General features: G+C 58.2%; 20 protein-coding genes. 15 read left to right on the forward strand and 5 right to left on the reverse strand.

What is annotated here, in order from left to right; all coding sequences use genetic code 11:
- Positions 1 to 87: 87 nt before the first annotated feature.
- Positions 88 to 1,482: a Si-specific NAD(P)(+) transhydrogenase gene (sthA, locus tag VCA57_RS11780; RefSeq protein ID WP_411185211.1), complete on the forward strand. Its 1,395-nt coding sequence runs from the start codon at positions 88 to 90 to the stop codon at positions 1,480 to 1,482.
- Between the two features lie 172 nt (positions 1,483 to 1,654).
- Here the strand turns inward: sthA and VCA57_RS11785 are convergent, their stop codons facing one another.
- Genes VCA57_RS11785 through VCA57_RS11795 form a run of 3 tightly spaced genes read right to left on the reverse strand, consistent with a single transcriptional unit; the run spans position 1,655 to position 3,263 of the window.
- Positions 1,655 to 2,371 carry a glycerophosphodiester phosphodiesterase gene (locus VCA57_RS11785; RefSeq protein WP_411185212.1) on the reverse strand — a complete coding sequence of 239 codons (717 nt, stop codon included), beginning with the start codon at positions 2,369 to 2,371 and terminating at the stop codon, positions 1,655 to 1,657.
- Entirely contained in the window at positions 2,368 to 2,673 is a 306-nt protein-coding gene (locus VCA57_RS11790; RefSeq protein WP_411185213.1) for a phosphodiesterase, read from the reverse strand. The genes VCA57_RS11785 and VCA57_RS11790 overlap by 4 nt, the downstream gene beginning before the upstream one ends.
- 8 nt (positions 2,674 to 2,681) lie before the next feature.
- Positions 2,682 to 3,263 (reverse strand): PilZ domain-containing protein, encoded by a 582-nt coding sequence (locus VCA57_RS11795; protein ID WP_411185214.1) that lies wholly within the window; start codon positions 3,261 to 3,263, stop codon positions 2,682 to 2,684.
- Between the two features lie 94 nt (positions 3,264 to 3,357).
- On the opposite strand from VCA57_RS11795, the gene VCA57_RS11800 reads away from it, so the two are divergent.
- The 3 genes from VCA57_RS11800 to VCA57_RS11810 are packed head-to-tail and all read left to right on the forward strand — an operon-like array spanning position 3,358 to position 6,543.
- Positions 3,358 to 4,608 (forward strand): lipoprotein-releasing ABC transporter permease subunit, encoded by a 1,251-nt coding sequence (locus VCA57_RS11800; RefSeq protein ID WP_411185215.1) that lies wholly within the window; start codon positions 3,358 to 3,360, stop codon positions 4,606 to 4,608.
- 7 nt (positions 4,609 to 4,615) lie between these two features.
- Positions 4,616 to 5,299: a lipoprotein-releasing ABC transporter ATP-binding protein LolD gene (gene lolD / locus VCA57_RS11805; RefSeq protein ID WP_411185518.1), complete on the forward strand. Its 684-nt coding sequence runs from the start codon at positions 4,616 to 4,618 to the stop codon at positions 5,297 to 5,299.
- Entirely contained in the window at positions 5,299 to 6,543 is a 1,245-nt protein-coding gene (locus VCA57_RS11810) for a lipoprotein-releasing ABC transporter permease subunit (RefSeq protein WP_411185216.1), read from the forward strand. Before lolD ends, VCA57_RS11810 begins: the two co-directional genes overlap by 1 nt.
- 51 nt (positions 6,544 to 6,594) lie before the next feature.
- Here the strand turns inward: VCA57_RS11810 and VCA57_RS11815 are convergent, their stop codons facing one another.
- A complete protein-coding gene (locus tag VCA57_RS11815) occupies positions 6,595 to 7,119 on the reverse strand; it encodes a DUF2062 domain-containing protein (protein WP_411185217.1) in 525 nt (174 codons plus the stop codon).
- Between the two features lie 134 nt (positions 7,120 to 7,253).
- Here VCA57_RS11815 and VCA57_RS11820 point away from each other — a divergent pair, with 134 nt between their 5' ends.
- The 8 genes from VCA57_RS11820 (at position 7,254) to murB (ending at position 14,113) form a co-directional block, all read left to right on the forward strand.
- Positions 7,254 to 9,476 carry a DNA internalization-related competence protein ComEC/Rec2 gene (locus VCA57_RS11820; protein WP_411185218.1) on the forward strand — a complete coding sequence of 741 codons (2,223 nt, stop codon included), beginning with the start codon at positions 7,254 to 7,256 and terminating at the stop codon, positions 9,474 to 9,476.
- Positions 9,477 to 9,548: 72 nt separating this feature from the next.
- A complete protein-coding gene (locus VCA57_RS11825; protein WP_411185219.1) occupies positions 9,549 to 10,181 on the forward strand; it encodes a MotA/TolQ/ExbB proton channel family protein in 633 nt (210 codons plus the stop codon).
- Complete coding sequence (locus VCA57_RS11830; RefSeq protein ID WP_411185220.1) at positions 10,178 to 10,606, forward strand: ExbD/TolR family protein; 429 nt, start codon at positions 10,178 to 10,180, stop codon at positions 10,604 to 10,606. The genes VCA57_RS11825 and VCA57_RS11830 overlap by 4 nt, the downstream gene beginning before the upstream one ends.
- Before the next feature lie 13 nt (positions 10,607 to 10,619).
- Positions 10,620 to 11,621, forward strand: coding sequence for a tetraacyldisaccharide 4'-kinase (gene lpxK / locus VCA57_RS11835; RefSeq protein ID WP_411185221.1), 1,002 nt, complete (start codon positions 10,620 to 10,622; stop codon positions 11,619 to 11,621).
- Between the two features lie 61 nt (positions 11,622 to 11,682).
- Positions 11,683 to 11,868, forward strand: coding sequence for a Trm112 family protein (locus tag VCA57_RS11840; protein ID WP_411185222.1), 186 nt, complete (start codon positions 11,683 to 11,685; stop codon positions 11,866 to 11,868).
- The gene (gene kdsB / locus VCA57_RS11845; RefSeq protein ID WP_411185223.1) at positions 11,869 to 12,633 is read left to right on the forward strand and encodes a 3-deoxy-manno-octulosonate cytidylyltransferase; all 765 of its coding nucleotides are present in this window, start codon (positions 11,869 to 11,871) and stop codon (positions 12,631 to 12,633) included.
- Entirely contained in the window at positions 12,633 to 13,097 is a 465-nt protein-coding gene (locus VCA57_RS11850) for a low molecular weight protein-tyrosine-phosphatase (RefSeq protein WP_411185224.1), read from the forward strand. The genes kdsB and VCA57_RS11850 overlap by 1 nt, the downstream gene beginning before the upstream one ends.
- Positions 13,094 to 14,113 (forward strand): UDP-N-acetylmuramate dehydrogenase, encoded by a 1,020-nt coding sequence (murB, locus tag VCA57_RS11855; RefSeq protein ID WP_411185225.1) that lies wholly within the window; start codon positions 13,094 to 13,096, stop codon positions 14,111 to 14,113. The genes VCA57_RS11850 and murB overlap by 4 nt, the downstream gene beginning before the upstream one ends.
- A gap of 235 nt (positions 14,114 to 14,348) precedes the next feature.
- Here murB and rne read toward each other — a convergent pair whose 3' ends face one another.
- Complete coding sequence (gene rne / locus VCA57_RS11860) at positions 14,349 to 17,480, reverse strand: ribonuclease E (protein ID WP_411185226.1); 3,132 nt, start codon at positions 17,478 to 17,480, stop codon at positions 14,349 to 14,351.
- 579 nt (positions 17,481 to 18,059) lie between these two features.
- On the opposite strand from rne, the gene rluC reads away from it, so the two are divergent.
- From rluC to sppA, 3 genes are read left to right on the forward strand one after another with little or no spacing between them, the layout of a single operon-like run.
- On the forward strand, positions 18,060 to 19,013 hold the full coding sequence (rluC, locus tag VCA57_RS11865) for a 23S rRNA pseudouridine(955/2504/2580) synthase RluC (protein ID WP_411185227.1): 954 nt from the start codon (positions 18,060 to 18,062) through the stop codon (positions 19,011 to 19,013).
- Between the two features lie 7 nt (positions 19,014 to 19,020).
- Positions 19,021 to 19,683, forward strand: a complete 663-nt coding sequence (locus VCA57_RS11870) for an HAD-IA family hydrolase (protein WP_411185519.1) — start codon at positions 19,021 to 19,023, stop codon at positions 19,681 to 19,683.
- A 24-nt stretch (positions 19,684 to 19,707) separates the two neighbouring features.
- Complete coding sequence (gene sppA, locus VCA57_RS11875) at positions 19,708 to 20,685, forward strand: signal peptide peptidase SppA (protein ID WP_411185228.1); 978 nt, start codon at positions 19,708 to 19,710, stop codon at positions 20,683 to 20,685.
- Positions 20,686 to 20,708 lie beyond the last annotated feature (23 nt).

Below are 20,708 nucleotides of genomic sequence, written 5' to 3' on the forward strand. Positions count from 1 at the left end.
AACGCATTGATTGTCAGGCTGCACGCGCAGTACTGGCCCTGCCGAGAGTGCTCAAGCAGTACTCCGGTGTGATCTGAAGGAGTAAACATGGCGGTCTACAACTACGACGTAGTAGTGCTCGGCTCCGGCCCAGCGGGTGAAGGTGCGGCAATGAACGCGGCCAAGGCCGGGCGCAAGGTGGCTGTGGTCGATAGCCGCCGTGAAGTGGGCGGTAACTGCACGCATTTGGGCACCATCCCGTCCAAGGCGCTGCGCCATTCGGTGCGGCAGATTATGCAGTTCAACACCAACCCAATGTTTCGCCAGATTGGCGAGCCGCGTTGGTTTTCCTTTCCCGATGTACTGAAAAGCGCCGAGCGGGTAATCGCCAAGCAGGTCACCTCGCGTACGGGCTATTACGCACGCAACCGCATTGATATGTTTTTCGGTACAGGCAGCTTTGCCGATGAGCAAACTGTCGAAGTGGTCTGCCCGAATGGTGTGGTTGAGAAGTTGGTGGCCAAGCAAATCGTTATTGCTACCGGCTCGCGGCCATATCGCCCTGTGGATGTGGACTTCCAGCATCCACGTGTCTACGACAGCGACACCATCCTTAGTTTGGGGCACACACCGCGCCGGATCATCATCTATGGGGCGGGGGTCATCGGTTCTGAGTACGCCTCTATTTTCAGTGGTCTGGGCGTGCTGGTTGATCTGATTGATAACCGCGACCAGTTGCTGAGCTTCCTGGATGCGGAAATCTCCGATGCGCTGAGTTATCACCTGCGTAATAACAACGTGCTGATCCGCCACAACGAAGAGTATGAAAGCGTTGAAGGGGTGGAGAACGGCGTGGTTCTGCACCTGAAGTCCGGCAAGAAGATCAAGGCCGACGCCTTCCTCTGGTGTAACGGTCGTACTGGCAATACCGATCAGTTGGGCTTGGAAAATATCGGCATTAAGGTAAACAGCCGTGGGCAGATTGAAGTCGATCAGAATTACCGTACCCAAGTGCCAAATATCTACGCGGCGGGTGATGTGATCGGCTGGCCGAGCCTGGCCAGTGCGGCGGCTGACCAAGGCCGTTCGGCTGCTGGCAGCATCGTTGACAATGGCAGCTGGCGCTTTGTTGATGACGTGCCTACCGGCATTTACACCATCCCAGAGATCAGTTCGATCGGTAAAAATGAGCGAGAACTAACCCAGGCCAAGATTCCTTACGAAGTGGGCAAAGCGTTCTTCAAGGGTATGGCCCGCGCGCAGATTGCCCACGAACCGGTGGGGATGCTGAAGATTTTGTTCCACCGCGAAACCCTTGAAGTACTTGGCGTGCACTGCTTCGGTTACCAGGCTTCGGAGATTGTGCACATCGGCCAGGCAATCATGAATCAGAAGGGCGAAGCGAACAGCATCAAGTATTTCGTCAATACCACCTTCAACTACCCAACCATGGCGGAAGCTTATCGAGTCGCCGCGTTCGATGGCCTTAACCGGCTTTTTTGAGCGGCTCCGGCCGGTGGCCTGAGCCGGCCGGGGAGAACCCGTTCAGCGACTCTTGCGACTGGCGTTGGGCCAATCGTGAAAGTTTCTGATCAGGCTTAATGAGAAAACCGGCCTTGCTGGCCGGTTTTTTTATGTCGCAGGATAAGCGCGAGCGCTTACTACAGCCCCAGCGCTAGCCCAGGGTTTGCACGGCGATTCCGGGGAAGTCGGTAATGATGCTATTCACGCCGAAGTCTGCCAGGCGGCGCATCAGAGTCGGCTCGTTGACCGTCCATACAGAGACGTGCAAGCCGGCTTTCTGCGCCTTTAGCAGGCGTTCTGGGGTGCACAGCGTCCAGTTCAGTGCGAGCAAGTGGCATCCGTAATGTTTGGCCACTTTCAGCGGATCTAGCCAGGCGTATTCGGCAACCAGGCCACGCTGCAGGTGTGGTGTCAGGTGTTGCAGAGCGCTGAGAACTTCGCGTGAGCTGGAGGTTACGGTAACTTTATCCGCTAGCTTGTAACGCTCAGTCAGCTCGGCAATGGCCTTGACCATGCGCGCCGAGCGGACCTTTGAGGCGCTTTTGACTTCCAGCTGCCAGTGCTCGAAATCACAGCGTTGAAACAGTTCTTCCAAGCGTGGAATAGGGCAGGGTGACACGGCGCCAGGGCCACCTTTGCGCGCATCGTAGGTGACCAGTTCTGCAGCATCATGCTCGACCACTTTGCCGCGATGGCCGGTGGTGCGCTTTAAGGTCGGGTCGTGAATCACCATCAACTCGCCGTCGCGCGACAGGTGCAGATCCAGCTCGCAGCGCCGTACGCCATGTTGCAGGCATTGCTCGAAGCTGGCCAGGGTGTTTTCCGGCACCTCGCCTTTGGCGCCGCGATGTCCATAAATGACTGTCACTGTGGCTCCTTGTTTTGCATGGCAGCACCGGGCTGGTGATGGCGCACGCTGCTGATGACGTGGGTGTTTTCGAAGTAGACGCTGAATTCGCGATAGTCCCAGCGGGTGATCGGCGGATTGCCGACGCTGGGGTGTTCTTCATCGGCTAGGCCGAAGTGCTCTAATACTGTTCGCTGTGACTCGCCGTACTGCGGTAGCCGCAACTCACTGGTACCTTGCTGTCCGATAGGTATTTGCAGGTTTTCGGCATGTGCGTTGGCGCAGGTGAATAACAAGGCGAGAAGAGGAAACAGGCGTGACATGGGCGTTCTCAGGGTTGTACCGGTAGCTCACGGGCCTGGCGGCGCTCTAGGGCTTGGCGTTGCAGAATATGACGGGCAAGTAACTGGCGCTGCGCGTCACTCAAGGCTTCGAATTCTGCGCCGATTTCAAACTGTTTTGATGGCAATGGTTGGCAATGCACAACCTTGGCTCTTAGTAGCAGGCCCAGTGCTTGTGGCATAAGCACCATCTTCACTGCCAGATGCTCGCCGACGCTCAGGGGTTGGGGATTGTTGAAGCTGACGCCACCCTCGGACAGGCTGACTTTGCGCGGTGCGCCGATATCACGTAACAGGCTCTGCGCCACGGCTTGGCCGAGCAGGTCGATACGTTTGTTCATGACCTTAAGGTAGTTGGCCAGGGTGCGATCGCGCTCGCTGATGTGCCGCAGCAGATGCTGCGACTCAAAGTCCATCAGGTGCAGGTCACTGAGCAGGTTGAACAGTGGTGAACTGTCGTGAAGTTCGTCACTGGCTAAGGCTTCTGCGCCGGACAACTGGGTGAATTCCAGTGCGATCGTATCGTCGATACGATAATATTCGCGGCGATCTTCTTCATCTTGAGTCGGCATGGCGAACCCATGGCAGCAGTAATGGTCAGAGTGTAAGGCTGCTTGCCTAGCCCCGCCACAAGGACGTTTCTTTTTCCCTCGAATCAGCCCCGACATGTTCAGACCTCTGTTTGTATTTATTGGCACGCGCTACACGCGGGCCAAGCGCCGCAATCACTTCGTATCCTTTATTTCCCTGACTTCAATGATCGGGCTGGCACTTGGCGTGCTGGTGATGATTTTGGTGTTGTCGGTGATGAACGGTTTCGACCATGAAATGCGCACCCGCGTGCTCGGTATGGTGCCGCATGCCACCGTGGAAAGCGCCACGCCGATCAAGGATTGGCGCAGCCTAGCCGAGCAAGCCAAGAAAAACCCGCAGGTGCTGGCGGTTGCGCCGTTCAGTCAGATGCAGGGCTTGCTGAGTAACGATGGCAAGGTGCAGAAAGTGCTGATCGATGCGGTCGATCCACTTGAGGAAGCCAAGGTGTCGATCATTGGCAATTTCTTTCAGCAAGGTCGTCTGGAGGATTTGCAGCCCGGCGAGTTTGGCATGGTGCTGGGTGACAAGGCCGCCACCAAGTTAGGTGTGAAACTGGGTGATAAGGTCACTTTCGTCGCCCCTGAAGTGACGGTCACGCCTGCCGGCATGTTCCCAAGGCTCAAGCGCTTTACCGTGGTGGGTATCTTTCATGTTGGCGCCGGCGAGATTGACGGCCATTTGGCCCTGACCCATGTCCAGGATCTGGCCCGCCTGCAGCGCTGGCAGAGCGATCAGGTACAGGGTATTCGCTTGAAGTTTGCTGATCTGTTTGAAGCCCCGCGTGCCGCCTGGGCGTTGGCGCAGACCTTGGGCGAGGGCGATTACTATGCCCGCGACTGGACCCGCACTCATGGCAATCTGTATCAGGCTATCCGCATGGAAAAAGCCATGATCGGCCTATTACTGTTGCTGATCGTCGCGGTCGCGGCGTTCAACATCATTTCTACCTTGGTGATGGTGGTGACTGACAAACAGGGCGATATCGCCATTCTGCGCACCTTGGGCGCTACGCCGGGGCAGATCATGGCGATCTTTATGGTCCAGGGCACGGTCATTGGCGTGTTCGGTACGGCGATCGGCGCGGTGTTGGGTTGCCTCGCAGCGCTGAACATCAGCAGTGCGATTGCCGCATTGGAACGGCTGCTGGGCATCAAGTTTCTCAATGCCGATGTCTACTTCATCGACTATCTACCTTCGCAATTAATGTTGCCGGACGTGCTGATGGTCTGTGGTGCGGCATTGGTTCTAAGTTTTTTCGCCACCCTTTATCCGGCCTGGCGCGCGGCCCGTACCCAGCCCGCGGAGGCTTTGCGTTATGAGTGATCAGGTTATGCAAGATCGTGCAGTGTTGAGTTGTCGCAGCCTCGGTAAAAGCTATGACGAAGGCCCGCAATCGGTGGTGGTGCTGCAGGATCTGCAGCTCGAGCTGCACCCGGGCGAGCGTGTGGCGATTGTTGGCAGCTCTGGCTCGGGCAAAAGTACCTTGCTGAATATGCTCGGCGGTCTGGATACACCGAGTACCGGCAGCGTTTGGCTGGCGGGTGAAGAGTTGTCGGCGCTGAATGAAAAGCAGCGCGGCTTGCTGCGTAATCGCGCGTTGGGCTTTGTTTATCAGTTCCACCACTTGCTGCCAGAGTTCACGGCGCTGGAGAACGTGTGCATGCCATTGCTGATAGGCCGTACGTCGATCAGCGAAGCGCGTCAGCGCGCTACGGCGTTACTGGAGCGGGTTGGTCTGGGCCATCGCTTGACGCACAAGCCGTCAGAGCTGTCCGGTGGCGAGCGTCAGCGTGTGGCGATTGCCCGTGCGTTGGTTAACCAGCCGGGTTTGGTCTTGCTCGATGAACCTACCGGCAACCTTGACCATCACACCGCGCAGGGCATTCAGGATCTGATGAAGGAACTGAGTAGCTCCTCGCAAACGGCATTTTTGGTGGTGACCCACGATATGTCTCTGGCGCAGCAGATGGACCGCATCCTGCGCCTGGAAGACGGCAAGCTGGTGGCTGCCTAATGTTTCGTCCGCTGAGTATCTTTATCGGTATCCGCTATACCGGGGCCAAGCGGCGCAATCACTTCATTTCGTTTATCTCGATGACCTCGATGATCGGTCTGGCTCTTGGCGTTTTGGCGATGATCGTGGTGTTGTCGGTGATGAACGGTTTCCAGAAGGAAATGAGCACGCGCATCCTCGGTATGGTGCCGCATGCCAGTATTGCCGGGGTCAAACCGCTAGATGATTGGCAGAAGGTGGCCGCTGCCGCACGACAGAATCCGCAGGTGCTGGCGGCGGTGCCGTTTGCCGAGTTGGAGGGCATGCTCTCGGTGCGCGGGGCGATGCAGCCAGTGCAGTTGCATGGTATTGATCCGGCGCTGGAGCCGCAGGTGTCGATTATCGGCGAGCACATGCAGCAAGGTAGCTTGAGTGATCTGCGTGAGGGTGAGTTTGGCGTGGTGCTCGGCGAGATCACCGCGCGGCGTTTCCAGCTGCGTATTGGCGACAAGCTGGCGCTGATCGTGCCGGAGCTAAGCAGTGTGCCGGGCGGTATCAGCCCGCGGATGCAGCGTCTCAACGTGGTGGGTATTTTCAAGGTCGGTGCTGAACTGGACAGCTCGCTGGCGTTGATCAACGTTGCCGATGCCGCACATATCCAGCGCATGCAGCCAGGCCAGGTGCAGAGCGTGCGGCTGAAACTGAAGGACCTTTATCAAGCGCCGCAGGTGGCGGCACAAATTGTGGCTGGGTTGGGCGAGGGCTACACAGCCAGCGATTGGACGCTTACCCAGGGCAGCCTGTTCAGCGCGATGAAAATGGAAAAGACCATGATTGGCTTGCTGCTCCTGCTGATTGTCGCAGTCGCGGCTTTCAATATCATCGCCACGCTGATTATGGTGGTGGCAGATAAGGGCGCAGATATTGCGATTCTGCGTACGCTGGGTGCGACACCTGGGCAGATCATGGGCATCTTTATGGTGCAAGGTACGGTGATTGGTGCGACCGGAACGCTGATTGGCGCTGTGCTGGGTACTCTCGCTGCGCTTAATGTCAGCCAGTTGGTGGGCTGGATTGAGCGCTTTAGCGGCCAGCAGGTGATGAGTTCGGATGTTTACTTCATCAACAATCTGCCCTCTGAATTGCTCTTTTCTGATGTTCTGCTGATCTGTGGCGCGGCGTTCACGCTGAGTTTCTTGGCTACTGTTTACCCGTCCTGGCGGGCGGCGCAGATTCAGCCAGCCGATGCACTGCGCTACGAATAAGCTAGCCTGACTGAAACAAAAAAGCCGTTACTCAGTAACGGCTTTTTTGTTTCAGCTTGGTTGGTTGCGTTTTTCCTGGCGCTTGCGCCAGTTGTGCTGCACCCACCAGCGCCAGTAAGCATTGGTGCCGAAATAACCAATCAGGGCAAAGATCAAACCGAGCACTAGCGAGCCCAGATACAAGGGTTGCCAATGGGTTTGCAAGACATGGCCTACCCAGCTGAGGGTGATGTGATCAGGCATCTGCAGCGTGGGGGTGTTGGTTAGCCAGGCACCGAATTTATAGCTGCAATAGAACACGGGCGGCATGGTGATTGGGTTGGTTAGCCAGACCAGGCCAATAGAAATTGGCAGGTTGCCGCGAGCGGGTATGGCTACGGCTGCTGCTGCGACCATCTGCATGGGGATGGGGATCATCGCCCAGAACAAGCCGATGGCCATGGCGCGCGCCACTGAGTGGCGGTTGAGGTGCCAGAGGTTGGGGTCGTGAATCACACTGCCGAGAAAGCGCAGGGATTTATTAGCCTTAATGCTGTCGGGGTGGGGCATATAGCGCTTGAATAGACGACGCGGCATGAATCTTCTCTGGCAGTAAACGCGCAAATATTATGCACCCTTTGTTTGATCGCCGCCCCGGTCGGTTGTGTCAGGAAATAAACAAGTGAAGTTCGAGGCGGTTGATCGTAGACACTGACTCATGGAGCGAGTCTATGCGTATAGGGTTTCTGGCGCTGGTGGTGGGGCTGTTGGTGTTGCGCTTTCTAGCGTTCTTACCCCCTTCCTGGCTGCTCGTTTTGCTGCCAATTGTTGGGCTGATGCTTCTGCCGTTCCGTACTTATCCCATTGCTTTGTTTCTATTCGGTTTCACTTGGGCCTGCATGTCGGCGCAATCGGCGCTGGATGATCGTCTGGCGCAACACCTAGATGGCCGTACATTGTGGCTGCAAGGGCAAGTTGTCGGTCTGCCCGAAGTGACGGCTGGTGTGGTGCGTTTTCAGCTGGAACAGGTCACGTCGCGTCGTGAAAAACTCCCCACGCGCCTGCGTTTGGCCTGGTATGGCGGCCCGCAGCTGCAGGCAGGAGAAACCTGGCGTTTGGCGGTGCGGCTCAAACGTCCTCATGGCTTGGTTAATCCGCAAGCGTTTGATTATGAAGCCTGGCTGTTGGCACAACGTATTGGGGCCACGGGTACGGTGAAAAGCGGCGAACGCTTATCGCTGGCCCGTGGTTCTGGTGCGTGGCGCGACCAGTTGCGTCAGCACCTGATGGCGACCCCCGCGAATGGTCGTGAGGGGGCTCTGGCAGCGTTGGTGCTGGGCGATGATTCAGGGTTGTCAACAGCCGATTGGCAGGTGCTACAGAGTACCGGTACGGTGCATCTGATGGTGATCTCTGGTCAGCATATTGGTCTTCTTGCTGCACTGCTGTATGGCCTGGTAGCGGGGTTGGCGCGCCTGGGATTTTGGCCGCGCAGCTGGCCTTGGCTGCCCTGTGCCTGCGGCTTGGCCTTCAGCGGGGCATTGGCGTACGGACTGTTAGCTGGTTTTCAGGTGCCGGTACAGCGTGCCTGCTTGATGGTCGGGCTGGTGCTCCTGTGGCGTTGGCGCTTTCGTCATCTGGGCGTGTGGCTGCCCTTGCTGTTGGCGCTACTGGCGGTGTTGCTGTTTGAACCGCTGGCCAGCTTGCAACCTGGCTTCTGGCTGTCGTTCGGTGCGGTGATCCTGTTAGTGCTGATCTTCAGCGGGCGTCTGGGTGTTTGGCCCTGGTGGCGCAGCTTGTTGCGTGCGCAGTGGGCGATGGCTATCGGTTTACTGCCGCTGTTGCTGACACTCGGTTTGCCGGTCAGCGTTAGTGGGCCTTTAGCCAATCTGCTAGCAGTGCCAGTCGTCGGTTTGCTGGTGGTACCGCTGGCATTGCTCGGCACGCTATTGCTGCCCTTGCCTGGTGTGGGAGCTGCGTTGTTATGGGTGGCTGGATGGCTGCTGGATGTGCTGTTTGAACTACTGGCGCGGCTGGCTCTATGGCTGCCAGCCTGGTTGCCCAATGACCTGCCATGGTGGGCCTGGCTGTTGGTCGCATTAGGTTCACTGGTGCTGCTATTGCCGGCGGCTTTGCCCATGCGCAGCCTGGGTGTGTTGTTACTGTTGCCGCTGCTGTTCAGCCCGCAACAGCGGCCTGAGCAAGGCAAGGCCGAGGTGTGGATGTTCGATGTCGGTCAGGGCTTGTCGGTGCTGGTGCGTACTAATGGGCATGAGTTGCTGTATGACGCTGGGCCGCGCTTTGGTGAGTTTGATACGGGCGAGCGGGTGGTGTTGCCTTCTCTGCGTGCGTTGGATGTACGTGGGCTTGATCTGTTATTGCTCAGCCATGCGGATAACGACCATGCCGGCGGTGCCGCCGCGATTCAGCGTGGTCTCCCGGTCAGGCGTGTGCTCAGTGGCGAGCCCGATAAGGTCGCGCCTGTGCTCCAGGCGCAGGCCTGTACCCAGCAGCAATGGCTGTGGGATGACGTGCGTTTCAGTACCTGGCGCTGGCCCGGCGCAGCGGATGGCAATCAGGCGTCTTGCGTGTTGCAGGTCGAAGCCAATGGTGAGCGACTGTGGTTGACGGGCGACATCGATCAACGTGTCGAGCAGGCATTACTTAACAGCGGCTTAGATATGTCAGCGCGTTGGCTGTTGGCTCCGCACCACGGCAGCCGCAGCTCATCGTCGAGCGCTTTGCTGGCAAGCGTCAGGCCGGCTGGAGCGCTGATTTCCCGGGGGGCAAACAATGCTTTCGGGCATCCGCATGCTGAGGTTATTGCCCGCTATCGAGCGGTGAATGCGCAGCTGTACGACACTGTTGAGCATGGTGCGGTGCGAATTCGCCTGGGGGCGTTTGAGCCGGCTCAGGGTTTGCGCGACCAAGCACGCTTTTGGCGGGAAAAATGAGAACGGCGGCGTTCGGCGACGCCGCGACCCTATGCTAGAGTGGCGCCACTTTTGTGAAGGGGATCTGCCACCGTGTGGGAATTGGTCAAAGCTGGCGGCTGGATGATGCTGCCAATCATGCTGTGTTCTATCGCTGCTGCCGGCATTGTTGCCGAGCGCCTGTGGACGTTGCGGGCGAGCCGTATTACCCCACCTAACCTGCTTGGGCAGGTGTGGAAATGGATCAAAGAGAAGAAGCTGAACAACCAAAAGCTCAAGGAGCTGCGTGCCAACTCGCCGTTGGGGCAAATCCTGGCGGCTGGCCTGGCCAACTCCAAGCATGGTCGCGAGATCATGAAGGAGTGCATTCAGGAAGCGGCGGCGCGGGTTATCCATGACATGGAGCGCTATCTCAATGCCTTGGGCACGATAGCCGGCATTGCGCCGTTGCTTGGTTTGCTCGGCACGGTGCTGGGCATGATTAAAATTTTCAGCTCCTTTATGGGCTCGGGCATGGCCAATGCGACGTTGCTGGCCGGTGGTATTTCTACTGCGCTGATTACCACGGCGGCGGGGTTGATGGTGGCGATTCCGGCATTGTTCTTTCACCGTTATCTGCAGCGCCGCATCGACGAACTGGTGGTCGGTATGGAGCAGGAAGCCATTCGCCTGGTGGAGATGGTGCAGGGCGACCGCGACGTTGATCTGGGTGAGGACAAGGCGTGAAATTCCGGCGTAAACCGCGGGAGAACGTTGAGATCAACCTGGCCTCGTTGATCGACGTGGTATTTATCCTGCTGCTGTTCTTCGTGGTCACCACAACCTTCACCCGTGAGACCCAACTCAAAGTGGATCTCCCCGAGGCCGTCACGGGCACGCCGCCCGAGCAGACAGAGCTGAAGCAGTTGGAAATCCTGATTGCGGCTGATGGCACTTATTCGCTGAATGGCAAGCAGTTGCTGAAAAGCGACTTGCCGAGCCTGATGGCGGCGCTGCAGAAAGAGTCTGAAGGCGATAACAGTCTGCCGCTGATTATCAGTGCCGATGCCAAGACCCAGCATCAGGCAGTGATTACCGCGATGGATGCGGCTGGCAAATTGGGTTTTGCCCATCTGCGCATGACCACTATTGAGGCGCAGTCTGCGCCTTGATGCAGGCCCGTCGATGAGTCTTGCCGATCGCATCACCGCTGCCTGGTACGCCGGGCATCCCGCGCTTGGCCTGCTGCGTCCGTTGGAGTGGCTTTATCGTGCGGTGGTGCAGCGTAAGCGCGCGCGGTTTCTCGCGGGTGAGGGCGCTATCTATCGTGCCCCGGTGCCAGTGGTGGTGGTCGGCAACATCACGGTCGGTGGCACCGGCAAAACCCCGATGATTCTCTGGTTGATCGAGCATTGCCGCCGCCAAGGGCTGCGCGTCGGTGTGGTCAGTCGCGGCTATGGCGCGCAGCCGCCGCAGCTGCCCTGGCGGGTGCAAGCCGATCAGGCCGCCAGCGTTGCCGGTGATGAACCGCTGCTGATTGTGCAACGCAGTGGCGTGCCATTGATGATCGACCCTGATCGTAGTCGCGCAGTAGCCGCCTTACTGGCAGCGGAGTCGCTAGACCTGATCCTCAGCGATGATGGCCTGCAGCACTATCGCCTGGCCCGTGATCTGGAGTTGGTCTTGATCGACGCAGCGCGCGGCTTGGGTAATCGCCATTGCCTGCCCGCTGGTCCGTTGCGTGAGCCTGTCGAACGCCTGCAGAGTGTCGATGCGCTGCTTTACAACGGCGCATCCAGCGACCCGCAAGGCGGTTACGGCTTTACCTTAAAACCAAGTGCCTTGGTCAACCTGCGTAGCGCTGAGCGTTGTGCTGTCAGTCATTTTCCGGCGGGGCAGGCGCTGCATGCGGTTGCCGGTATTGGCAACCCGCAGCGTTTCTTCAACACCCTCGAAGAGCTACACTGGCGGCCTGTCACGCATGCCTTTGCCGACCATGCGCCATACAGTGCCGAGCTGCTGAATTTCAGCCCGGCGCTACCGGTGCTGATGACGGAGAAGGATGCGGTCAAGTGCCGTGCCTTTGCGGCTGACGATTGGTGGTACCTGGCGGTGGATGCCCAGCCTTCGGCTGCATTTGTCGCGTGGTTTGATCAGCAATTGCAGCGTCTTGTGCCGCGCGCCTGACTGTTCTGATCATTCGGCGAGCTCGTCTCGTTCTGCAGCCGTTCTCTATCAAGGATCTCCCATGGACCCGAAACTACTCGACATTCTTGCCTGCCCGCTGTGCAAGGGGCCGCTAAAACTCGCGGCTGACAAGAGCGAGCTGATCTGCAAGGCCGACGCGATGGCCTTTCCGGTACGCGATGGCATTCCGGTGATGCTGGAAACCGAAGCCCGCACCCTCAACGTCGACGAGCGTTTGGATAAGTAAATGAGCACAGCCTTTACCGTGGTGATTCCGGCGCGTTTCGCGTCCAGCCGCCTGCCGGGCAAGCCGCTGCAGGATATTGCCGGCAAACCGATGATTCAGCATGTCTGGGAGCAGGCGTGTAAGAGCAGCGCGCAGCAGGTGGTTGTGGCCACTGATGACGCGCGGATTGTCGAGGTGTGTCGTGGTTTTGGTGCGCAGGTGGTGCTGACGCGCGCCGACCATAACTCCGGCACCGACCGCCTTGCCGAAGTGGCTGCGGCCCTAGGCTTGGCGGCGGATGCCATTGTGGTCAATGTGCAAGGCGATGAGCCACTGATTCCGCCGGCCATCATCGATCAGGTGGCCGCCAACCTGGCAGCGAATGCGCAAGCAGCAATCGCCACCTTGGCGGAGCCGATTGAGGATGTGCAGGCGCTGTTCAATCCCAATGTGGTTAAGGTCGTTAGCGACAAGACCGGTCTGGCGCTGACGTTCAGTCGTGCACCGCTGGCCTGGGCGCGTGAGGCCTTCGCCAAGAGTCGCGACGAGCTGCCGGCAGGCGTGCCATACCGCCGTCACATCGGCATCTACGCCTACCGTGCGCAGTTCCTGCATGACTTCGTTAGCTGGGGCCCGTGCTGGCTGGAAGATACCGAGTGCCTGGAGCAATTACGTGCGCTCTGGCATGGCGTGCGGATCCACGTCGCTGATGCTCTGGAAGCGCCTGCTGCTGGCGTAGACACCCCAGAAGACCTGGAGCGGGTTCGTCGCCTGCTGGGGGCCTGATGCGCGTTCTGTTTGTCTGTCTGGGTAATATCTGCCGCTCGCCCACTGCAGAAGGCGTGTTGCGCCACAAGTTAAGTGTGGCTGGGTTGGCAGAGCGCATTGAGGTCGATTCGGCCGGCACTGGCGATTGGCATGTCGGTAAGGCTGCCGATGTGCGCACCCGTCAGGCGGCGCAGCAACGTGGCTATGATTTATCCGCGTTGCGTGGGCGACAGGTCAAAGCAGAGGATTTTCATGCGTTTGACCTGGTGCTGGCGATGGATAGCAGCAACCTGCATGACTTGCAGCAACTGCGTCCAGATGATGCCTCGGCAGAATTGGATCTGTTCCTGCGTCGTTATCATTTGGCGCTGGATGACGTGCCTGACCCTTATTACGGCGGCGAAGCCGGTTTCGCTCAGGTGCTGGATTTGATTGAGCAGGCGTGTGATGCCTTGGTGCTTGAGCTCAAGGGGCGCATATGAACTTGTCCGTGCGCACAGACGTATCGCTCAGGCCGTATAACAGCTTTGCCGTGGAGGCCCAGGCCCGCCATTTTGCCGAAGCGGAGAACGACCAACAGGTTTTTCAGGCATTGGCCTATGCGCAGGCGCAGCAGTTGCAGGTGCTGCTGCTCGGTGGTGGTAGCAATATGTTGCTCACCACGGATGTCGAGGCGTTGGTGCTGCGCATGGCCAGTCGCGGTATTCGCCTACTCAGCGATGATGGCGAGCGTGTCGTGATTGAGGCGGAGGCGGGCGAGCCCTGGCATCCGTTTGTGCAGTGGACGTTGGCCCAGGGCTTTGCCGGTCTGGAAAACCTCAGTCTGATTCCCGGTACAGTCGGTGCGGCGCCAGTGCAGAATATCGGCGCCTACGGGGTTGAGCTGAAGGATCTATTTGCCGGCTTAACGGCATTGGATCGACGTAGCGGCGAGCTGCGCGAGTTTTCTCTGCAGGATTGCGCTTTTGCTTACCGCGATAGCCTGTTCAAGCGCGAAAGCGGGCGTTGGGTCATCTTGCGCGTGCGCTTTGCCTTGAGTCGCAGTGCAGCGCTGCACTTGGATTACGGTCCGGTGCGCCAGCGTCTGGCGGAGCAGGGCATCAGTGCCCCGACGGCGCTGGATGTCAGCCAGGCTGTCTGCGCCATTCGCAGCGAAAAACTGCCGGACCCGGCTGAGCTGGGCAATGCTGGTAGCTTCTTCAAGAACCCGTTGGTCTCGGCCGAGTTGGCCCAGCGCTTGCGTGCCGAGCATGCCGATCTGGTGGCTTATGAGCAGGCTGATGGGCAAGTCAAACTGGCCGCAGGCTGGTTGATTGAGCGGGCGGGCTGGAAGGGTTTTCGTGAGGGTGACGCTGGCGTGCATCGCCTGCAGGCGCTGGTGCTGGTTAATTACGGCTCAGCGAGTGGTGCACAGTTGTTAGCACTGGCGCAGCGTATCCAGGCAGATATCGCGCAACGCTTTGCGGTTGACTTGGAGATTGAGCCAAACGTGCTGTAAGGCTGTGTCCGGGTAAGCGTTTAGCAGGCTGTTGAAAAACTACCTGCGTTGCCATCGCGGCGTTAAAAACAGGTTCAAAATGCTCATTTACAACTCGTAAACTCCGCTTTTTCACCTGTTTTTGCCTTGCGCTGGCTGCCTCGCCAACGTTTTTCAACGGCCTGTTAGTCGCTTGTTACTGTACTGAAACGCAAAGGGGATGCCGAAGCATCCCCTTTTTATTGCGTGAAGCGGATTAGATCTGCGGTTTGGCCGCTTCTTTATCCTGCTCTTCTACTTTGTCTTCAGTAAACAGCGAGCTTTGTGGCTCCTGGTTTACTTCGACTGCAGTTTTTACTTCGGCCTCTGCCTCTGCCTCTGCTTCTGCTTCGGCTTTAGGCTCTGCTGTTTCGACACTGGCTGGAGCATCGGCTGCAGTTTCAGCTACAGCCTCTGTCACTACTTCTGCCGGCGCTTCTACAGCTGCAGGTGCGGTGGCTTCAGTCTGTACCACGGCAGCAGGGGCTTCGGCAGCTTCGCGGGCTAAGCGCTCGGCTTCACGCTGACGACGGCGCACTTCGCGCGGATCGTTAGGTGCGCGACCGTTGCTGCTGACGACTACTGGTGCTGCTTCGGCTACCACTACTTCGGCAACCGGCTCGGGAGCGGCTACTACAGCAGGTGCTTCCACAACCGGCTCGACCGCTGCCGGTGCTTCTACAGCAGCAGGTGCTGGTGCAGCTTCGCTTACTTCGGCAGCTTGGACAGGTGTTTCGCGGGTCTCGGCTTCGACTGCCGGGCTGCTGGCAGCTTCTACAGGAGTAGCTTCAACCACGGCCTGCGGCGCTTCTACTGCCGCCACTTCACGTGGTTGCTCTGGCTCGGCAACAACCTGTTGCGCTTCCGTGGTCGCTTGGACTGCTTCGTCGGCAGTGCTAGCAACGGCGGTGCTGACTGCGGCGGCGACTACTACATTCTCGGCGTCGGTTGTGGCTTCTGTAGTTTCTTCGCTTTCTTCGCTGCCTTCGATTGGGTTGCCGTTAGCATCACTTTGGCGCTCGCGACGGTTGCTGCGACGACGCTGGCCGCGGGAGCGACGACGCGGACGGTCACCACCTTCGTTGCCTTCTTGCTCATCGTCCTGCTGCGTTTCTTCAGCGTTCAGTACTTCCTCGTCGGCTGCGGCTGCGGCAGCTGCTTGCTCGGCGCGCGGCTGGCGCTCTTCACGTGGTTGGCGCGGCTGACGCGGTTCACGTTGCGGGCGTTCGGCGCGTACTTCTTCGCTTACGGTTGCGCTATCGCCTGGAGCTGCATCGAGTGGCTCACGCAATTCGCGTGTTTGGCGCTCTTCACGTGGCTTGCGGTCACGCGGTTGGCGCTCTTCACGCGGTGGGCGCGACTGGCGGACTTCTTGCGGCTCGCGAACTTCTACAGCATCACGTGTGCTGCGTTCTTCACGCGGTGCTCGCTCCTCGCGTGGCGCACGTTCTTCACGGGCGGCGCGTGGTTGGCGTTCTTCGCGTGGAGCACGCTCTTCGCGTGGCGCGCGGCCTTCGCGTGGTTTGCGTTCTTCGTTGTTGCGTCCGCCGCGGTTGCGGTTTTGCTGGCGGCCGTTACGACGCTCATCGCTGCGCTGTGGTCGTTCACTGTTTTTGGTCTCGACAACAGCAGGTTTTTCTTCTTCCTTGCCGGCGAACAGGCTAACCAATGATTTCACCAAGCCCTTGAACAGGCTCGGTTCGGCGGCAGCAGTAACAGGCTGCGCGGCAACCGCTTCAACGGGTGTTGGGGCGGTGCGTTGCGGTGCTGTCTTGATCGCGGCTTCCTGACGAACCAGGGTGCGAGTAGCAGCGGCCTGCTTCTCTTCTTCCACTTCAATGGTCGCCATTTCATAGCTGGACTGAGTGGATTGAGCTTCCGGGCTGTCGTCACGGATACGCGTTACTTCGAAGTGCGGCGTTTCCAGGTGGTCGTTCGGCACGATCACGATACGTGCGCGAGTACGCAGTTCGGTTTTGGTGATCGAGTTGCGCTTCTCATTGAGCAGGAAGGCGGCAACTGTAATAGGCACCTGTGCACGCACTTCGGCAGTGCGGTCTTTCAGGGCTTCTTCTTCGATCAGGCGCAGAATCGCCAGCGACAACGATTCAACGTCGCGGATGATGCCTTGGCCGTTGCAGCGCGGGCAGACGATACCGCTGCTTTCGCCAAGGGATGGGCGCAGGCGCTGACGCGACATTTCCAGCAGGCCGAAGCGCGAGATGCGGCCGACTTGCACACGAGCGCGGTCAGCTTCGAGGCTTTCGCGAACTTTCTCTTCTACGGCGCGTTGGTTCTTCGCCGGGGTCATGTCGATAAAGTCGATGACGATCAGGCCGCCGATGTCACGCAGGCGTAGCTGGCGGGCGATTTCTTCAGCTGCTTCCAGGTTGGTCTGCAGAGCGGTTTCTTCGATGTCGCTGCCTTTGGTGGCGCGCGCCGAGTTGATGTCGATGGACACCAGAGCTTCGGTCGGGTCGATAACGATGGACCCGCCGGATGGCAGTTTCACTTCGCGCTGGAAGGCGGTTTCGATCTGGCTTTCGATCTGGAAGCGATTGAACAGCGGTACGCTGTCTTCGTACAGCTTGATCTTGCTGGCGTACTGCGGCATCACCTGATTGATGAAGCTCAGGGCTTCCTGTTGCGCTTCGACGCTGTCGACCAGTACTTCGCCGATGTCCTGGCGCAGGTAGTCGCGGATGGCGCGGATGATCACGTTGCTTTCCTGATAGATCAGGAAGGGCGCAGCGCGGTCCAGGGAGGCTTCTTTGATTGCCGTCCAGAGTTGCAGCAGGTAGTCGAGGTCCCACTGCATTTCTTCGCTGGAGCGGCCGAGGCCTGCGGTGCGCACGATCAGGCCCATGTCGCTTGGTGCGACCAGGCCGTTCAGCGCTTCACGCAGTTCGTTACGCTCTTCGCCTTCGATGCGGCGCGAGATGCCACCGGCACGCGGGTTGTTTGGCATCAGTACCAGGTAGCGGCCGGCGAGGCTGATAAAGGTAGTCAGGGCTGCGCCCTTGTTGCCGCGCTCTTCTTTCTCAACCTGAACGATAACTTCCTGGCCTTCCTTGAGCACGTCTTTAATGTTGACGCGGCCTTCTGGGGCCTTGCTGAAGTATTCGCGGGAGATTTCTTTGAGCGGGAGAAAACCGTGGCGCTCAGAGCCGAAGTCGACGAAAGCGGCTTCGAGGCTAGGTTCTACACGGGTGATTTTACCCTTGTAGATGTTAGATTTTTTCTGCTCGCGGGCGCCGGACTCGATGTCCAGGTCGTAGAGTTTTTGCCCATCTACTAGGGCGACACGCAGCTCTTCGGGTTGAGTTGCGTTAATCAGCATTCTTTTCATGTAATACCGTCGGTTTCCGGTGCTGGCGGAAGCGGCGTTCGGCACACACGACTTCAGGGTCGGTGTCAGGTGCGTCAGGAACGGTCGTAAAGCGTTCCAGTGTCTAGCGGCGGTCAGCCAATTGTGCTGGGCCGCGACGGACGTTTCCTGCTCGCTGTGATAACAGAAAGCACTAAGTCAGGAGGAGGAATCAACTGTTGGTAGCGGACGAGATAAAGCGTCTTGGTAAAGCGAGCTGCTACGCGGGCCAACAATTGTACATCTCCACCCTACACGTATCGCTGAAACTCGGGTGCCGCTCGCGAAAATCCGCAGCGGGTTAACTATTACCGCAATCGTCCAACGGGACAGATCGCGCATCATGGATTTAAAGGCTTTATTTCCGAGTTATTCACAGCCTTGCAGGCTTTTCTTTCGTTTAATAACCCGTCGGACGGCCTTACGTCCCAAATGAATTGCGTTGGCTGGGGTGGCAGTTTTGGCGATCACCCACAAGCCAGACCGCTTTTGGCGGCGTTCCCGACTATAGCAGCAATGATTAAGTGCTTCAATTCCATAAAAAATTGTTATGATTGCGCGATGACAAATCCTTCCCCTCCAACCTCCGGCGTTCAGCTGCTCGAGGTTGCGCCGGAACTTGCCGGCCAGCGCATTGATAACTTTCTTCGCACTCAGCTCAAGGGTGTGCCCAAGACCTTGATTTACCGGATTTTGCGTAAAGGCGAAGTGCGTGTGAATAAGGGGCGGATCAAGCCTGAGTACAAGCTACAGGCCGGCGACATCATTCGTGTGCCGCCGCTGCGCCTGGCTGAGCGTGATGAGCCTGAGCCGCTTGCCCAGGGACTTCTGCAGCGTCTGGAGGCAGCGATTGTTTATGAAGACAAGGCGCTGATCGTACTGAATAAGCCAGCAGGTATTGCCGTGCATGGCGGCAGTGGCCTGAATTATGGGGTTATCGAAGCCTTTCGTCAGTTGCGTCCTGATGCCAAGGATCTGGAGTTGGTACATCGCCTGGATCGCGATACCTCGGGCCTGTTGATGATTGCCAAGAAGCGCAGCATGTTGCGTCACCTGCATGAGGCGTTGCGCGGTGATGGCGTGGACAAGCGCTATATGGCGCTGGTGCGTGGCAGTTGGGCGACGGCGAAGAAACAGGTCAATGCGCCACTGTTGAAGAGCAATCTGCGCTCTGGTGAGCGCATGGTTGAGGTCAATCCTGAGGGTAAGGAAGCGTTGACCATGTTCCGTGTCTTGCGGCGTTTTGGCGAATTTGCCACGTTGGTCGAGGCGAGGCCGATTACTGGGCGCACGCATCAGATTCGCGTGCATGCGCAGCATGCCGGGCACTGCATTGCTGGCGACAGCAAGTACGGTGACGACGATTTCACCAAGGAAATTCGCGGTCTTGGCGGCAAGCGGTTGTTCTTGCATGCCTATGAGTTGATTGTACCGCTGCCTGAAGGCGGCCAGCTTAAGCTGGAAGCGCCTGTTGATGAAATGTGGGCGCGGACCTTGGGGCGTTTAGGTGCTTGATTCTCAGGTGCGTGGCTACCAGCTGCTGATCTTTGATTGGGATGGCACTCTGGTCGATTCCATTGGTCGGATTGTCGCGGCTATGCATCTGGCGGCTGATGCATGCGAGTTACCGCGCTGCACGGATGAGCAGGTGCGCGGCATTATTGGCTTGGGCTTGCCTGAGGCGATTCGTTGCCTTTATCCGGATATGCATGATGCGGTTCGTGCGCAGCGCTTGCGGCATAGCTACAGCGAAAACTACCTGGAGCTAGAGTCCGAGCCTTCGGCTCTGTTTCACGGTGTGGCTGAGGGTTTGCAAGCGTTTCGTGCGCAGGGTTATCGCTTGGCTGTAGCTACGGGTAAGGGGCGGCATGGTTTGCAGCGAGTGTTGGCTGATCGCGGCTGGCTGGATTATTTCGACTACAGCCGCTGCGCTGACGAAACGGCGAGTAAGCCTGATCCGCTGATGCTGCATGAAATTCTTGAGCAAAGTGGCGTTGCGGCAAATAAAGCGCTGATGGTGGGGGATTCGTCCTTCGATCTATTGATGGCGCAACGAGCGGGGATGGATTGTGTGGCGGTTGGCTATGGTGCCCAGCCGTTGCAAGTGTTGCGCGAGTGTCGGCCGACGCTGGCAATCGAGTGTTTTACCGAGTTGCGCGCCTGGCTTGGCTCGGCGCGTATCTAATTCAGTCAGTTGAGGTGGTTTTGCATGGCAGATGAATGGAAGGCGTCGACAGCGACTGATGGTGATGAGAAAAGCTGGAAGTTGTTGGAGAAAACCCTGTTGGCTGGTGTGCAGGAGCAGCGCAGGTCGAGGCGCTGGGGGATTTTCTTTAAGTTGCTGACCTTCATCTATATCTTTGCGGCGCTGGCGCTGTTCTCGCCCATGTTGATGACAAAGAAGGCTGCGACCACCGGGAGTCACACTGCGGTGATTGAGGTGAATGGCATGATTGCGGACAAGGAGTCGGCCAGCGCCGACAATATTGTCAGTAGTCTGCGAGCGGCCTTTGAAGATACCAATACCAAGGGCGTGATCTTGCGCATCAATAGCCCGGGTGGTAGTCCGGTGCAGTCGGGTTATATCTATGATGAAATCCGTCGCCTGCGTGCTGAGTATCCGACTATCAAATTGTATGCGGTGATCACCGATCTTGGGGCTTCGGGTGCTTATTACATTGCCAGTGCCGCCGATGAGATTTATGCCGATAAGGCCAGCTTGGTGGGTTCTATCGGCGTGACAGCGGCCACCTTCGGCTTTGTTGGTGTAATGGATAAGGTGGGGGTTGATCGCCGGGTTTATACATCGGGTGAGCATAAGGCGTTTCTTGATCCGTTCCAGCCGCAAAAAGCCGAAGAAACCGAGTTTTGGCAGGGTGTGCTGGATACTACGCATCGGCAGTTTATTGCCAGTGTTAAGCAGGGGCGTGGTGATCGTTTGAAGGTTGCCGAGCATCCCGAGTTGTTTTCCGGTCTGATTTGGTCGGGTGAGCAGGCTCTGCAGCTGGGTTTGATCGATGCGTTGGGTAATACCAGTTATGTGGCGCGTGAGGTCATTGGCGAGAAAGAGATTGTCGACTTTACCGTGCAGGAGTCGCCGTTTGATCGCTTCGCCAAAACCATAGGTGCCAGCATGGCTGAGCGCATTGCCCTGTGGATGGGCTTTCAGGGGCCTGCGTTGCGTTAAGAGTGCGTATGCTGCATTCAGCC

This window comes from Pseudomonas sp. (assembly GCF_046581935.1).
GTDB lineage: Bacteria > Pseudomonadota > Gammaproteobacteria > Pseudomonadales > Pseudomonadaceae > Aquipseudomonas.